Here is a 15,124-nt window from a genome sequence, read left to right on the forward strand (position 1 = left end):
GGCGGCGGCGACCACAAGGTCGACGTCTACCGTGGCCGGCTGGCCGCGGGCGACGCAGACCGCCCCCGCCACGCCGCGTCCACAACGCTCATGGACAACACAGCTAGACCACGGATTGAGTGGTGGTCGAGCGGCCCCGCATAGCGTCGGACGGACCGGAACCCGGGGACGGAGGCCACGCGAATGAATCGCAGGAACATGTCCGGTGGCGCATGAGCGTCATCACGGGGATCGGCGTCGTCGCGCCGAACGGGCTCGGGATCAAGGAATACTGGGCCGCGACGCTGTCGGGACGCAGCGGTATCCGGAAGCTGGACCGGTTCGACACCGCCGGGTGCCCGGCCGGGCTGGCCGGTCTCGTGCGGGATGTGGACCCGGCGGTGCACCCGTCCGGTCGGCTCCTGCCGCAGACCGACGTGTCCACGCGGCTGGCCCTGATCGCCGCGCAGGGCGCCCTCGACGACGCCGATGTCGACACCGCCGCCATGTCCGGCGACGACATCGGCATCGTCACGGCCAGCACCTCCGGCAGCGCCGAGTTCACCCACCCGGAGTTCACCAGGCGGTGGAGCCGGGGACCGGAACACGACGGCCGGAACGAGTCCTTCGCCTGGTTCTCCGCGGTGAACACCGGTGAGGTCTCGATCCGGCACGTCCTGCGCGGGCCCTCCACCGGTCTGCTCGCCGAGCAGGCGGGCGGGCTGGACGCGCTGGGGCGGGCCCGGCACACCATCCGCACGGGGGTGCCCCTCATGCTGTGTGGCGGCGTCGACTCCGCGTTCGACCCGCCGGGGTGGGCCTCGCACCTGGCCAGTGGCCGGGTCAGCGCCGACCCGGACCCGGCCACCGCGTACCGGCCCTTCGATACCGGCGCCACCGGTTACCTGCCGGGCGAAGGGGGCGCCGCCTGCGTGGTGGAGGACGCCGCCGCCGCGCTGGCCCGCCACGCCCGGGTGTACGGCGAGATCGCCGGCTACGCGGCCACCTTCGATCCGGCGCCGGACAGCGGGCGTCCCCCGGGGCTGCGACGCGCCATCGAGACCGCCCTCGCCGATGCCGGTATCACCCCCGCCGACGTGGACGTCGTGTTCGCCGACGCGGCCGGGGTGCCGCAGCTGGATCTCGCCGAGGCGCGGGCACTGCGGGAGGTCTTCGGGACCCGTGGGGTGCCGATCACCGCACCCAAGGCGCTGACCGGCCGGTTGCTGTCCGGCGGCGCACTGCTGGACGTCGTCTCGGCGGTGATGAGCATCCAGGAGGCCGTGATCCCGGCGACCTTCGGCACCCGGCAGGTGCCGGCCGCGTACGGCATCGACGTCGTGCTCGGCGAGCCACGCCGGGCGCCGGTCGACACCGTGCTGGTGCTCGCCCGCGGCCGCTGGGGCTTCAACGCCGCCGTCGTCATCCGCCAGTTCCAGAACGGGAGCTGACACCCCCGGCATCCGTGATCGCCGCGAAGAGCAGGCGGTCGCGCCAGCGGCCCCGGACGTACAGGTGGTCGTGGAGGTGTCCTTCGCGCCGCATCCCGATCTTCGTCAGGACGCGGCCGGACGCGATGTTGCCGGGATCGCAGGTGGCGGAGATCTTGTGCAGGTCGAGCCGGTCGAAGCCCAGGCGCAGCATCGCTGTCGCGGCCTCGGTGGCCCGGCCCTGCCCCCACCAGGGCCGGGCCAGGACGTACCCGGTGCTGCCCTGCCGGTGCGCCGCGCTGGTGACGCTCAGCTCGACCGAGCCGATCAGCACCTGCGCGGCGCGGTCGAGCACGGCCAGCGCGAACCGGGTCCGCGGCCGCGCCCCGGCGTCGTGGGTGGCCTCGGCCAGGAAGGCCGCGGTGTCGTCCACAGTGTTCGGCCCCCAGTCGGTGAACCGGATGACCTCGGGATCGGCGGCGAAGGCGTGCACCGCGTCGAGGTCGTCGGCGTGGAACTCGCGCAGCAGCAGCCGTGGTGTCTCCAGATGCATGCGTTCGATCATCCCGGGCCTGCCGGGATCGCCGGGCGGGTGCCGGACGAGCTCACCCCTGCGCCGTGAGCAGGACCGGGGCACACGGCGGCCGGTCCACCCTTCCGCTGCCGAGGCGAACGTGGTGACGTGGAGCGGTCGGGCGGTGACCGCAGGGCCGCCCGCACCATCGAGTCCCGGGAGGAAGCCATGCGCGCATTGCACGTCCCCGCCGCAGGCCAGGCGCCGGTTCTGGGCGAACTGCCGACCCCGCAGGCCGGTGACGGCCAGGTCCTCGTCCAGGTCAAGGCCGCCAGCCTCAACGGCATCGACAACGCCATCGTCGCCGGCCTCATCGCCGACCTGATGCCCCACGAATACCCGCTGGTCGTCGGCCGCGACGCGGCCGGGATAGTCGCCGCGGTCGGCGCCGGCGTCGCACACGTCGAGCCGGGCGACGCCGTGATCGGCCACGTCCTGCTCGCCCCGCCCGTCCAGGCGGGGACCATTGCCGAGTACGCCGTCCTGCCCGCTGCGGCGGTCACCGCGAAGCCCCCGGAGCTCGACGACGTCACGGCCGCGGCCATCCCGCTGGCCGGTACCGCGGCGCTCACCGCCGTCGACGCGATCGACCCGAAACCCGGTCAGGTGGTGCTGGTCAACGGCGCCGGAGGCGGCGTCGGATCGTATGCGGTGCAGCTGCTGGCCGCCCGCGGCGTGACCGTCGTGGCCACCGGTACCGCCCCGGACGCCGACCGGCTCATCCGGCTCGGCGCAGCCACGGTCGTCGACTACACCGCCGGCGACGTGGCCGCGCGGGTACGCGCCGCCCACCCCGACGGCGTCGACGCCCTCATCGAACTGGCCGCGTTCACCGTGGACAGCTCCCCGCTGGCCGCCGTGCACCGCGGCGGGCAGGTGGCCAGTGCCACCGGCATCCCCGACGAGAAATCCCTCGAGGCCGCCGGACTCACCGGCACCCACATCGTGTCCGCGCCGGTCCGCGAGGTGATCGCCGCGCTGGCGGAGCAGGTCGCCGCCGGGACGCTGACGGCCGACGTGGGCACCGTGCTCCCGCTCGACGCCGCCGTCGAGGGCTTCGGCCTGCTGGCCGGCCGCCGGGCCCGCGGCAAGATCGTCATCACGGTCGGGGACTGACGCCGCGCCGGGCACCGGTGGAGTTCACCGGTGCCCGGCATCGGTCAGCCGAGGGTCAGCCGGGAATCAGCTGCCGAAGGAGTTGACCACGACCGAGGCGGTGTCCACGGCCGGGCCGTGACCCTGGTCGTGCGGCACGCCGACGGTCGCCGTACCGGTGCAGGTGCCGCCCTTGCCGTCGCTGACGGTGTAGGCGATCCGGTACACCCGGCCGTCGCCGGTGCCGGCGCGCTCGGCGCGCACCTGGACCTTGTCCTTGACGGTCGCGTTGACCCACGCGGCGTCGGGTCCGGTGTCGCCGTCACCGGTGCCGTTCAGGGCCTCGTCCTGGGTCACCCCGGTGATGGTGAGCGCGGTCGCGTCCCCGTCCGGGTCGGTGGCACCGCTCAGCGCGACGGTGACGAACTTGTGGTTCGGCGGCCACAGCTCGTTCTTGTCCAGCTTCACCGCGGTGCACACCGGCGCATGGTTGATGATCGGCGTCACGGTGTTCGTCTCGACGAATTCCGTCCTGCCGGTGGTTACGCCGTTGAGCTGGAAGTCCACGGTGCACTTGAGCGGGGTGTCGCTGGAGACACCGGCGCCGAGAGTCAGCGTCTCGGTGAACGTGGCCTGCTCGCCGCTGGTCACGGTCTTCTCCGCGGCGTCGAACGTGGCGGTCAGGCCGGCATCGCAGGTGGCGACCGGCTTGACCTTTGTCGGCAGGCTGGTCAGACCGGTGAGGATCGCGTCGGACACCTCGTTGGGTGGCACGTCCATGAACACCCGGCCGCCGGTGGCGTTCGCGATGTCGGTGGCCTGGCCCGCGGCGCCACCGGGGCTGCCGCACACACCGTAGTCGGTCGAACTGGCGACCGGATCCCCGTCGAGACCGAGGCTGCCGGGGGTGCTGGTGGACACCGCGATGACCTTGATGTTCGCGGCCTGCAACTCCGCGATGACCGAGGCCTTGGTGACATTCGAGGAGTCCCCGGAAATGGCCGTACACACCGGGTCGTGCCCGGGAGCGTCGCCGAACCAGACCACGATCCGGCTGGAGTCCGCGCGGAAGTTGGCCTCGGTCGCCAGCTTGTGCAGCGCGAACAGGTTCGCCTCGGGGGCGTCACCGCCGCCGGAAGCGGTCCAGGCGTTGATGGCCGCCTGTGCGGCGGCACCGTTGTCGTCCGACCCCGGGATCGGGGCGTCGTTGTAGTAGCCGGTGTCCCCGTTCACGAAGTCCTTGTACGAGCCCGCGCCGTAACGGGCGTCATTCGCGACGCTGTCGACGGTCGTCAGGATGGTGCCGGCGTTGGTGCGTACGTTGGTCAGCACCGGGGTCATGCTGCCGGTGGTGTCGGCGAGGAAGAAGACGTCTGGCTTGGGCAGGATCTGCGGCGTGTCCACCTTCTTGGTGATGGTGGTGTGCTCGCCGGGCTTCAGCGACGCCGCGTACACCGACGGCGTCACGCCGTCCGCCAGGGCCGGGGTGGCCGGGGCCAGGACGGTGGCCACGGCCGCGCCGGCCGCCACGGCCCAACGGGGTACTGCTCGAACAGTCGACACTGTGGTCCTTTCGGGGGGCGCCAGGCATCGCCCGACCGGCCGCGAAGGCACGGTGGGGTGCGGGCTGCCGGCTCAGGTGATGTGGGGGAACGTCCGGACCGGGAGCCGGGGAGAGTCCGGAGTGGTGGCGCGCTGCGTCCAGCTCGACCGTGCGTGACCCTACAAGGGACAGTGAGTCAACGGCCGCCGACACGCCGGGGCCGGTCGGGTCACCCGTACGGTGCGGTGCGGTTTGATCGAGGGCGACGGACATCGATCGTCGCGAAGGAGCAGCCGTGACCGTGCGCGAGGCCACCGCCGCGGACTGGCCCGAGGTGGCCGGCATCGTCAACCACTACATCGCCACCACGACGGTCAACTTCCGCACCGAGCCGCAGACGCCGCAGCAGTGGCTGGCGGAGTGGCGCCGGCATCGCGACCGGTATCCGTGGCTGGTGGCGACCGACGGCGGCCGCGTCGCCGGGGTGGCCTACGCCGGGCCGTGGAAGGCGCGTCCGGCGTACGACTGGTGCGCCGAGGTCACCGGGTACGTGGCCGCGGACCTGCGCGGCCGCCGGATCGGCCAGGCCCTGTACCGGGGCCTGCTGGCGGTGCTGGACGCGCAGGGCTTCCGCACCCAGGTCGCGGTCATCGGCCTGCCCAACGACGCGAGCGTGGCGTTCCACGAGGCGTTCGGGTTCCGGCACACCGGGACCCTGACCGGCGTCGGGTTCAAGCACGACACGTGGTGCGACGTCGGCTTCTGGCAGCGCGGCGCCGGTCGTCCCGGTGAGCCCCCCGCAGCGCTGCGGGCCTGCGCCGAGGTGCTGCCGGAGGTGCTGGGCGCGCAGCGGGGGTAAGGGACCCGGTCACGGCGCGGCGTCTCGGACGGTCAGCAGCCCGGCGACCGCGTCGGCGGCCTTCAGGGCCGAGCCGGTCAGCACCGCCACGATCTTCTGGCCGGGGCGCAGCGCACCGCGGCGCGCGAACTCGCGGATCGCCGGGAGCACGATCGCGCTGGTCGGCTCCGCGTACAGGCCGCGGCGGGCCAGGTCGGCCGTGGCCGGGCCGATGTCCGCCTCGGCGACCGCCGCCATGTCGCCGCCGCAGGACCGCACGGCCGCCAGCACTTCCCGGTCCCGGACCGGCCGCGCGATCGCGGTCCCCTCGGCCACGGTCGCGCTCCACCCGCCGGGGGAGACCTCGGCGGCCCCGGCCGCGAACGCCGCGACCAGCGGGGCGCAGTTGCGCGGCTGCGCGACCAGCAGCCGGGGCAGGGCCCGGATGGCGCCCGCGGCCAGCAACTCGCCGAAGCCGAGATGGCAGCCCAGCACCAGGCTGCCCGCACCGGCGGGCAGTACGACCGCGTCGGGCGCGGTGAAACCCAGATCCTCCCAGATCTCGTACGCCAGCAGCTTCGTGCCCTGCAGGAAGAACGGGTGCCAGTTGTGGCTGGCGTAGAAGGTGGTCGCGGCCCGGCGCACCGCCTCGTCCGCGGTCGCCTGCCGGGGGCCGGGCACCAGCTCGACCGCCGCGCCGTGGAACCGGCTCTGCTGGATCTTGGCGGGGGAGGTGGTGGCGGGCGCGAGGATCGTGGCCCGGATGCCCGCGGCGGCCGCGTACGCGGCGACCGACGAGCCGCCGTTGCCACTGCTGTCCTCCAGCACCTCGCCCACACCCTGCTGGGCCAGCAGCGACATCATCACGGTGGTGCCCCGATCCTTGAAGCTCGCGGTCGGGTTGAACCACTCCGGCTTGACCAGCAGCTCCAAGCCGTCCACTTGCAGCGGGAGCACCGGGGTCACTCCCTCGCCGAGCGTCACCGGGCGCGCGATGGGCAGTGGCAGCGCGGCGGCGTAGCGCCACTGCGACCGTATCGTCGTGTCGACGTCGTCGCGGGTCAGCCCGCCCAAGGCGGTGACGGCCAGCGGTGAGCCGTCGGCGCCGCGCCAGCACGGCTCGCCGAGCGGATAGCGCCGCCCGCTGCGGTCGACCAGGGCGGCACCTCCGGTCACGGGCGTGCGTCCGGGCCCGGCGCGGCCTCGGCCTCGGTCTCCCGGACGACGCGGGCCGCGATGCGGGCCACCTCCTCCACGGTCAGCGCGATGATCGGGAAGTCCGGGCCACCCGCCGCCAGGCCACGCTCGGCGTGCCCGACGCTGATCTCGGCGCCGACCCGCTGGTCGAGCGTCTCGTGGAGCCGGGCGGCGATGCGCTGTGCGAGATCCGACATCATGCGCACCACGGTAGAGGGCACCGCGCAGGGGTGAACCTCCGGAGCGGGGCACCAAATCGGTGCCAAGGCGAAACTCCGGCGTCCCGTCGCCGATCACACGGGCCATGAGGCCTCAGCCGGTGCACCTGTTCATCGCCGCGACCGTGGTCGCCGCGGTGGTCGCCGGCGTGACCGCGGGCGAGACCCTGGGCGACCCCATCTACCTCGTCGCGCACGCGGGCATCTGCGCGACCGGGCTGGTGTGCGCGCTGCGCCCCCGCCGGCGCGCGGACCGGCGGCCCTGGCTGTGGATCGTCGCGGGGCAGCTGTTCTGGCTGGCCGGCAACGCCGCGTACCCGGTCGCCCGGCTGCTCGGGCGGCCGGAACCCGGGGCGGCGGAGGCGGTGCTCTGGACGCTGGGGTACGTGGCGTACGGCGCGGCTCTGATCATCATGGCCCGGAGCCGGGCGGGGCGCTGGATTCGCCCCGCGGTCCTGGACATGCTGACCCTGACGACCGCGGTCGGCATCGCGATCTGGGTCGCGTTCATCTCGCCGTACCTGGCGGACCTGGCGGCCGAGCCGGTGTACGCGTACCTGGTGATCATGGGGCCGCTCGGTGACGTCGTCGTCACCGCCGGAGTGCTGCTGCTCGCGCTCTCGCCCGGGGTGCGGGGCACCGCGACCCGGCTGCTGCTGGCCTCGGCCGTGATCCGCATCGCCGCCGACCTCGGCACCAGCTACATCCCGAGCGACACCGTGGCGATCATGGTGCCGACCGGGATCATCCTGCTCAGCAACGGGCTGCTGATCGCGGCCGCGCTGCATCCCGGCAGCAGCGAGCTGACTCACCCCGCGTCGAACCGGCCGACCCTGCACCCGGCGCGCATCTGGTTCCTCGGCGTCGGCCTGCTCACCGCGCCGACGATCACCTTCACCCGCCAGGGCTACATCCCGGCCGAACGGATCGCCCTATTCACGGCCACCGTCGTCACGCTGGTGTTCGTCTTCATCCGGTTCGCCAGCGCGCTGCGCTCGCTGGAGCGCGCGGAGCGGCAGCTGAGCTTCCAGGCGCTGCACGACCCGCTCACCGGGCTGGCCAACCGGGCGGCCCTCAGCCAGGCCCTGGACGCCGCGCCCCCGGTCACCACGGTTCTCTACCTCGATCTCGACGGCTTCAAGGCGATCAACGACGCGGCCGGGCACGCCGCCGGGGACGCCATCCTGCGCGCGGTGTCGCAGCGGCTGCGCGCCGCCGTCCGGGACGCCGACACGGTCGCCCGGCTCGGCGGCGACGAGTTCGTTGTCGTGCTGCCCGGTCTCGACGAGAGTGCGGCCGTACCGATCGCCGAGCGCATCCTGCGCGACGTGGCCGCGCCGGTGCCGCACGAGGGTGCCTTCCACACGGTCGGCACGAGCATCGGTATCGCGGGCGGGGGCGCGGGCCAGAGCGACGCCACGTGGCGGCCCGCGGCGCTGCTGCGCGCCGCGGACGCCGCGATGTACCGCGCCAAGGGTCTCGGCCGCGGCTGTTTCGTCATCGCCGGCAGCGCGGCGTAGCACCCCGGCCACGCCCCGCCGCGAACCCGTGGCGGGCCCGGTCAGACCACCTCGGACCAGCCCTTTCGGCTATCGCGACCTGCCTGTTCGGCTTGGTAGGCTCCCGCGCGGATCATGGCTGGATGCCCCGGCCCGGACCCCGCCACTCCGGTGTCCGCGGTGTGCCCGGATCCGACCCCGCGTCCGGCGCGCGCAGCCGCGGGCGACCCACATACCTATGGAGGTCCGCGTGACTGACAACCGGATGAAGGTGATCCTCGGGACGTCCCCCGACGGAGCGACCTCGGAGCACGTCCTGATGGCCCCCACCGCCGGGCACCCCAACCAGGCGTTGCAGGTGCTCACGCTGGCCCAGCGCACCGCCGAGGAGCACGTCGCCACGGCCCACCGCCAGGCGGACAAGATCCGTACGGACGCGTTGGGGGCCGCCGAGCAGATCGCCCGGGAGGCCGAGCACCACGCCCACGCCGTGCGGCGCGAGGCAGATCATGTGCTGGCCGAGGCCCGGGCCACCGCGGAACACGGCGCGGTCGAGGCGCGGACCCGGGTCGAGGAGGCGCAGCGCACCGCCGAGCAGATCGTCGCGGACGCGCAGGCGCGGGCCGAGTCGATCGACGCGGACGCCCGCGCCAACGCTGAGGAGCTGCGGTTGCAGGCCCAGCGTCGCTACGACGACGTGGTGGGCAGCCTCAGCGTGAAGCGGGAGGACCTACAGGAGCAGATCGAGGCGCTGGAGCGCTTCGACCGGGAGTACCGGGCCCGTCTCGCCGCGTTCATGCAGGGACAGCTGCGCGCGCTGTGGATGGACCAGCCGCAGGTGAACGGCGAACTCGACGTCCCGGAGGCGGAGGAGCCGCGGCACGCCGCCGAGCCGGTGGCGACCGCGGCCGAGCCCGCGGTGCCGGGCCCGCGGCGCAGTCCCGAGGCGGAGGCGGCGCAGCCCGCCCCGCAGCGCGGGTTCGAGGCGGAGGCGATCGCGCCGGGCCCGCAGCGCGGGTTCGAGGCGGAGGCGGAGCCTGCCGCGCCGGGCGGGGATCAACCCGCCTAGGCTGGTCCCGTGACCTGGCTCGACGTGATCGGCTGGGCAGGATCGGCGCTGCTCGTGTGGTCGCTGCTGCAGAGCCGGCTGCTGCGCCTGCGTGCCCTCAACCTGCTCGGCTGCGTGGTACTCCTCGGCTTCAACGCGGCGCTCGGAGTGTGGCCGATGGTCGGCCTGAACGTCGTGCTCGCCGCAGTCAACGTCTTCTACCTGTGGCGGATGCTGGCCACCAGGCACGACGAACGGGCCTACCGGGTGGTGAAGGTCCGTTCGGACGACGAGATGCTCGAGTACGTGCTGGAGCGGCACCGCGACGACATCGCCCGGTTCAACCCCGGCTTCCGCCCGGCCAAACCGAGCCCCGAGCGCGCGGCGTTCCTGGTCGTCAACCGCGACGAGGTGGTCGGGGCGGTGCTGTTCCGCACCAGCGGCGACGGCGTGGCCCGGGTGGAGCTGGACTACGTGACCCCGCCGTACCGGGACTTCACGCCGGGGGAGTTCGTCTACCGGCGCAGCCAGCACTTCCTCGAACTCGGCTGCCGGACCGTGGTGACCCCGCCCGGCATGGTCGCGCCGTACTACGACCGGCTGGGGTTCCGCCGCTCCGGCGACTCGTACGTGCTGGACCTGGCCGCCTGACCGGCGGGCCGGGCCGCCCGGCGGCCCTGACCCACCTCCCCAGGGCGTTCACAGCGTGGACAAGGCTAAGGAGGTGCCTGTCCCGGTCGATGGCATGCCAAGTCGCGTCCGCGCCTTTTCGCAGAGCCCTCGGGGGGTCCCATCGTGCTGCGCCGTCTCGCCGCCGTGCTCGCCACCGCCATCGTCAGCGTCCCTGTCGTCGCCACACCGGCGTCCGCGGCCACCGCGTACTGCCTGCCGGTCACGGGTAGCGCGCGCTGCCACGTCTGGACCGGCAAGGTCTCCTGGGTCGCCGACGGCGACACGATGCTGGTCGACATCAACGGTGACGGCACCGACACGCCCCGGCCCGTGCGGATCATCGGCATGCAGGCCATGGAGCAGCGTGTGTACTCGCCGAACCCGAAGAAGCGCCGCGGCGAATGCCACGCGCTGGCCGCCACGGCCCGGGTCGAGCAGCTGGTCAAGGCGGGGGGCGGCATCGTACGGATGACCGCCCTGCGCGCCTCCAGCAAGAGCAAGGGACGGCCGCTGCGGTCCATCTCCGTCAAGATCAATGGCCAGTGGCGCGACATCGGTGCCGACCTGGTGAGCCGCGGCCTGACGCTGTGGCAGCCGTTCGCGGGCGAGTGGGCGGCGGATGTGACGTACCGCAAACTCGAGGCGCAGGCGGCGAGCTACCGGCGGAACCTGTTCGACACCGACAGCTGCGGGGTCGGGCCGTTCCAGAGCACCCCGCTGCACGTGTGGGTCAACTCGGACGCCGACGGCGAGGACAGCAAGAACCTCAACGGCGAGTGGGTCCGCATCGGCAACGACTCGGCGGTCAACACCCGCATCGACGGCTGGTGGGTTCGCGACTCGGGGCTGCGGCGCTACACGTTCGGAGCGAACACCGTGGTGCCCGCGCACGGGGCGATCTACCTGCACGTGGGGCGCGGCCACAACACCCCGACCCACAAGTACTGGGGCCTGACCGCGCCGGTCTTCGAGAACGTGGGCGCCGCCGCGCACGTGATCGGCGACGGGGCGTACCTGTTCGACCGCCAGGGCGACGTCCGCTCCTGGATGCAGTACCCCTGCATGCTGAACTGCACCAGTCCGCTGGCCGGCAAGGTCGATGTGAAGGTGCACCAGAGTGGTGTCGAGAGCATCGAGGTGACCAACACCTCCGCGGAGGCGGTGGACCTGTTCGGGCACATGCTGGTCAGCAAGCCGTACCGGTACTCGTTCGTCAACCACACCGTGCTGCAGCCCGGGGCGACCCTGACGCTGTACACCTCGTGGGGCACCAGTTCGGGCCTGACCCGGTACTGGAACAAGAACGGCGGGATCCTCACCGACCGCGGGGACGCCGTGTCGCTGCAGACCGCGGCCGAATCCATCGTGCAGTGCGTGAACTGGGGCGGCGTCCGCTGCTGAACTCCCGTCCGCCGCATGGCGTACCGTTACCGATCTCTGTCGCCGCGGGTCGCGGCGTGGGCGGCGGGCGGTAGCTTGTGACGGACGCGGACAAGGGAGCGTGGGTGCGATGACGACCGGGCGCAACCGTTCGACCGGACGACCCACCCTGGATCAGGTTGCCGAGCGGGCCGGGGTGGGTCGCGGGACAGTGTCCCGGGTGGTGAACGGCTCGGCGCAGGTCAGCCCGCAGGCGCGGCAGGCGGTGCAGGACGCGATCGAGGAACTGGGCTACGTGCCGAATCGCGCGGCCCGCGCCCTGGTCACTCAGCGTACGGATTCCATCGCCCTGGTGATCTTCGAGTCGGGGGAACGGTTCTTCGCGGAACCGTTCTTCGGCCGGATCGTGCAGTCGATCTCCTCGGCGCTGATCGTCCGCAACCTGCAGATGCTGCTGATGATCGCCCAGTCCCCGCAGGAGCGGCAGCGCCTGGAGGGTTACCTGACCCGCCAGCACGTCGACGGAGCGTTGCTGCTGTCCCTGCACGGCGACGACCCGCTGCCGGCCAAGCTGGAGGAGCGGGGACTGGCGACCGTGCGGGCCGGGCGCCCCACCTATCCCGCCCGTGGCTGCGTCGTCGACGCGGACAACCGGGGCGGGGCCCGCGACGCGGTGCGCTACCTGCACCAGCAGGGGCGCCGTCGGATCGCCGCCATCGCCGGGCCGCAGGACATGGCCGCGGGCGTGGCCCGGCTCGAGGGTTTCCGCGACGTCGTCGGCCACGGCCCGGTGGCGGTCGGTGACTTCAGCGAGGAGAGCGGCGCCGCCGCGATGCGGTGGCTGCTGGAGCACTACCCGGACCTCGACGCCGTCTTCGCGGCCTCCGACATGATGGCCGCGGGCGCCATGCGGGTCATGCGGGAACGTGGCGTGCGGGTGCCCGGCGACATCGCGGTCGTCGGCTTCGACGACTCCGTGATCGCCCGGCACACCGATCCGCCGCTGACCAGCGTGCACCAGCCGATCGAGCAGATGGGCCAGGAGATGGTCCGGCTGCTGCTGGCCAAGCTCGACGGCGAGGAACTGGACGACTGCGAGATCGTGCTGCGGACCCGGCTGGAGCTGCGCGGCTCCGCCTGATCCGGCGGGCTCGCGAGGGTGGCTGAGGCGATGTCCAGGGCTCAGGCCCGGGCGGCCCGGGCCAGGTCGGTGATCCGCGACTGCAGCACGTCGGCCCGGCCGGTCGCGATGGCGCCCTCGACGGCGCGCTGCGACACCTTGCGGCGCAGGTCGGCGATCCGGCCCGCGACGTCCCCGGCCGCCGCCCCCGCCAGCGGGCGCAGCAGGTTCGTCAGATCCGTGGCGACGTCGGGACGGATCTCCCCGGCGGCCTGGCCGTCGCGCACCGCCGTGCCGACCCGGCGCAGCGCCACGTCGAGGTCCAGCGGGGCCGGCGTGGGCGGGCTGCGCCGCGGGCGGGGGCTGGTCGCCGCGTTCGACGGCGCGGCGTTGGACGGTACGGAAGACTGCGGCGCGGCCACCGCCGGTGGTGGTGGTGACACCCCTGCCTCGTCCCTCCGCAACGCCGCCCCCAGCACCACTAATCCCGCCGCGGCGGCCACGGCCACTCCGGCCACTGCGGCGCGCAGTGGCCGGCGGCGCCCGGGCGGCCGGGTCAGCGCCACGGTGTGCGCGGCGGCGCGCCCGGCCGCGAACCCGCGCGGCGCGCTCCGGGCGGTGCTCGCCTCCGGCGGGGCCAGCGCGGTCAGCCGGTCCTTGACCAGCGCGGCGCCCGGGCGCTGCGCGGGGTCTTCGTCCAGGCACTGCGCGACGAGTTCGCGCAACGGTGCGGGCAGTGTCGCCGGCAACGGCGCGGGCGGCTGCCGACGGGCGGCGGCCAGTTCCTCCCAGGTGTCCACCGGATACGGCGGGTCGCCCGTCACCATCTCGTACAGCAGGACGCCCAGCCCGTAGACGTCCGTGGCGGGCTGGGCGGGATGGCCGTCGAGCCGCTCGGGGGACACGTACGCGGGGGTGCCGAAGGTCCGGCCGGTTTCGTCGTCGTCCGGCTCGCCGGTGGCCGCGCTGATGCCGAAGTCGAGAATCTTGACGCCGGTCGGTGTGAGCATCACGTTGCCCGGCTTGATGTCGCGGTGCACGACCCCGGTGGCGTGCGCCGCGACCAGCGCGTCCGCGACCGCCGCCGCGACGGCCGCCGCCTCCCGCCACGGGAGCACGGCCCGGTCCAGGCGGGCCGCCAGGGTCTCGCCCGCCAGCAGTTCCATCACCACGAACGGGGCGATGGAGCCGTCCGGCCGGATGGCTTCGGTGTAGTCGTGCACCGCCGCCACGTGCGGGTGCGACAGCCGGGCCCCGGCGCGCGCCTCCTTCCAGGCGAGCTGCAGCAGCTCGGCGGCGGTGGAGGTGAGGTTCGTGGGCAGCTTCAGGGCGACCGGGCGGCCGAGCAGTTCGTCGTCGGCGCGCCAGATCTCGGCCATCCCGCCGGTTTCCAGGCGGGTCGTGAGCCGGTACCGGGCGGCCAGCAGCGTGCCCGCGGTCGGCCAGTCGTCGCTCACCCGGCAAACCCTCGCCGACCGGCGTCCGGCGTGTCAACCGTTCCCGGCCGCTTGGTCCGCCTCGATGCCGGCCCGGCCCCCGCCGGGGTCTACGCCCCGATCTGCCCTGGTGTACGCCCGATCCGCCAGGCCGGGTGCCACGGCGACGTGGCGAGCGCCGCCATTTCCGCCCTTGCGGATCGTGGCCGCGGCGCCGACCATAGTCTGTCGCGGTCACCGTCGGGTTCGGGGATTGGAACACATGTCCACAGAGGAGGGCGCGCGGCTGCGCCAGGTCACGCTCACGGGTTCCGCCGTGCTGCTGGCCGTGGCGATCGCCGTGCCGATGCTGCTGGTCCGGGAGACACGCTCCGCGGCCCCCAGCCGCTTCATCCTGCCCTCGACCGCCGCCGAGCCGGTGATCCCGGTCACTGCGGGCGGGTCCGGCCACCCCGTCGCGGTGCCCGGCACCCGTACGGTCGCGCCGCCGCAGACCACCACCCCCACCGTCGCGCCCGGGCCGCCCGAGCACAGCCGGTCCGCGCGTGCCATGACCGCGACCGCGCCCCCGCCCACCACCGTCCCGCCCACCAGCGCCGCCGCGCCCTCGTCCCCGCCGCCCTCGTCCCCGCCGCCCGCGTCGCCGGACGTCCCCGCCCTGGTGGCCGGCGCGGTCATCGGCCTGGAGCCGGCCGCAAGCCCGGGACACCGGTTGGGGCACGGCCGGGCCCGGGCGTGGATCGGCAGCGTGCGGCCCGACGGTCCGGCCGCCGACCGCCTCGCCACCCGTTTCGTCGTCCGGCCCGGCCTGGCCGATCCGGCGTGCGTCTCGCTCGAGTCGGGCACCCGTGCGGGCCACTTCCTGCGGCACCGCACGTTCGTGGTCCGGGTGGACCGGCAGCGGTCCGACGACAGCACCTTCGCGGCCGACGCGACGTTCTGCCCGGTGCCGGACAAGCCGGGCGAACGGGTGACCCTGCGCTCTGCCAACCACCCCGACCGCTACCTCACCGTCCGGCGCGGAAAGCTGGTGCTGGCGCCCGCCTCCGCCGGGGACGCCGCGACCTTCGTGGTGCGCCCTCCGCTGTAGGCGAG

At 73.7% G+C, this 15,124-nt stretch carries 14 protein-coding genes; 9 read left to right on the forward strand and 5 right to left on the reverse strand.

Annotated elements, in window-relative coordinates; all coding sequences use genetic code 11:
- Positions 1-212: 212 nt before the first annotated feature.
- Entirely contained in the window at positions 213-1,430 is a 1,218-nt protein-coding gene (locus tag ACMCNO_RS15160; protein WP_412750072.1) for a ketosynthase chain-length factor, read from the forward strand.
- On the opposite strand, the gene ACMCNO_RS15165 is transcribed toward ACMCNO_RS15160, so the two are convergent.
- The gene (locus tag ACMCNO_RS15165) at positions 1,402-1,974 is read right to left on the reverse strand and encodes a GNAT family N-acetyltransferase (RefSeq protein WP_412750073.1); all 573 of its coding nucleotides are present in this window, start codon (positions 1,972-1,974) and stop codon (positions 1,402-1,404) included. The genes ACMCNO_RS15160 and ACMCNO_RS15165 overlap by 29 nt on opposite strands.
- A gap of 177 nt (positions 1,975-2,151) precedes the next feature.
- Between ACMCNO_RS15165 and ACMCNO_RS15170 the strand changes: the two genes are divergently transcribed.
- A complete protein-coding gene (locus tag ACMCNO_RS15170) occupies positions 2,152-3,099 on the forward strand; it encodes an NADP-dependent oxidoreductase (RefSeq protein ID WP_412750074.1) in 948 nt (315 codons plus the stop codon).
- A 66-nt stretch (positions 3,100-3,165) separates the two neighbouring features.
- Here ACMCNO_RS15170 and ACMCNO_RS15175 read toward each other — a convergent pair whose 3' ends face one another.
- Positions 3,166-4,608: a vWA domain-containing protein gene (locus tag ACMCNO_RS15175; RefSeq protein ID WP_412750075.1), complete on the reverse strand. Its 1,443-nt coding sequence runs from the start codon at positions 4,606-4,608 to the stop codon at positions 3,166-3,168.
- A gap of 308 nt (positions 4,609-4,916) precedes the next feature.
- Between ACMCNO_RS15175 and ACMCNO_RS15180 the strand changes: the two genes are divergently transcribed.
- Entirely contained in the window at positions 4,917-5,480 is a 564-nt protein-coding gene (locus ACMCNO_RS15180; RefSeq protein WP_412750076.1) for a GNAT family N-acetyltransferase, read from the forward strand.
- A 9-nt stretch (positions 5,481-5,489) separates the two neighbouring features.
- Here the strand turns inward: ACMCNO_RS15180 and ACMCNO_RS15185 are convergent, their stop codons facing one another.
- Both ACMCNO_RS15185 and ACMCNO_RS15190 read right to left on the reverse strand, forming a co-directional pair.
- Positions 5,490-6,635: a threonine synthase gene (locus tag ACMCNO_RS15185; RefSeq protein ID WP_412750077.1), complete on the reverse strand. Its 1,146-nt coding sequence runs from the start codon at positions 6,633-6,635 to the stop codon at positions 5,490-5,492.
- Positions 6,632-6,856 (reverse strand): hypothetical protein, encoded by a 225-nt coding sequence (locus tag ACMCNO_RS15190; protein ID WP_412750078.1) that lies wholly within the window; start codon positions 6,854-6,856, stop codon positions 6,632-6,634. Before ACMCNO_RS15190 ends, ACMCNO_RS15185 begins: the two co-directional genes overlap by 4 nt.
- Positions 6,857-6,960: 104 nt before the next feature.
- Between ACMCNO_RS15190 and ACMCNO_RS15195 the strand changes: the two genes are divergently transcribed.
- The 5 genes from ACMCNO_RS15195 to ACMCNO_RS15215 all read left to right on the forward strand — a co-directional run bounded on the left by ACMCNO_RS15195 (position 6,961) and on the right by ACMCNO_RS15215 (position 12,614).
- On the forward strand, positions 6,961-8,394 hold the full coding sequence (locus ACMCNO_RS15195; RefSeq protein ID WP_412750079.1) for a diguanylate cyclase domain-containing protein: 1,434 nt from the start codon (positions 6,961-6,963) through the stop codon (positions 8,392-8,394).
- Between the two features lie 229 nt (positions 8,395-8,623).
- Positions 8,624-9,442, forward strand: a complete 819-nt coding sequence (locus ACMCNO_RS15200; RefSeq protein WP_412750080.1) for a hypothetical protein — start codon at positions 8,624-8,626, stop codon at positions 9,440-9,442.
- Between the two features lie 9 nt (positions 9,443-9,451).
- Positions 9,452-10,072 (forward strand): hypothetical protein, encoded by a 621-nt coding sequence (locus tag ACMCNO_RS15205; protein WP_412750081.1) that lies wholly within the window; start codon positions 9,452-9,454, stop codon positions 10,070-10,072.
- A 144-nt stretch (positions 10,073-10,216) separates the two neighbouring features.
- Positions 10,217-11,494 carry a lamin tail domain-containing protein gene (locus ACMCNO_RS15210; protein WP_412750082.1) on the forward strand — a complete coding sequence of 426 codons (1,278 nt, stop codon included), beginning with the start codon at positions 10,217-10,219 and terminating at the stop codon, positions 11,492-11,494.
- Between the two features lie 109 nt (positions 11,495-11,603).
- A complete protein-coding gene (locus ACMCNO_RS15215; protein ID WP_412750083.1) occupies positions 11,604-12,614 on the forward strand; it encodes a LacI family DNA-binding transcriptional regulator in 1,011 nt (336 codons plus the stop codon).
- Between the two features lie 41 nt (positions 12,615-12,655).
- Here the strand turns inward: ACMCNO_RS15215 and ACMCNO_RS15220 are convergent, their stop codons facing one another.
- Entirely contained in the window at positions 12,656-14,050 is a 1,395-nt protein-coding gene (locus tag ACMCNO_RS15220; protein WP_412750084.1) for a serine/threonine-protein kinase, read from the reverse strand.
- Between the two features lie 241 nt (positions 14,051-14,291).
- Between ACMCNO_RS15220 and ACMCNO_RS15225 the strand changes: the two genes are divergently transcribed.
- On the forward strand, positions 14,292-15,119 hold the full coding sequence (locus ACMCNO_RS15225; protein ID WP_412750085.1) for an AbfB domain-containing protein: 828 nt from the start codon (positions 14,292-14,294) through the stop codon (positions 15,117-15,119).
- Positions 15,120-15,124: the final 5 nt, after the last annotated feature.

This window comes from Krasilnikovia sp. M28-CT-15 (assembly GCF_047159595.1).
Classification (GTDB): Bacteria; Actinomycetota; Actinomycetes; order Mycobacteriales; family Micromonosporaceae; genus Actinoplanes.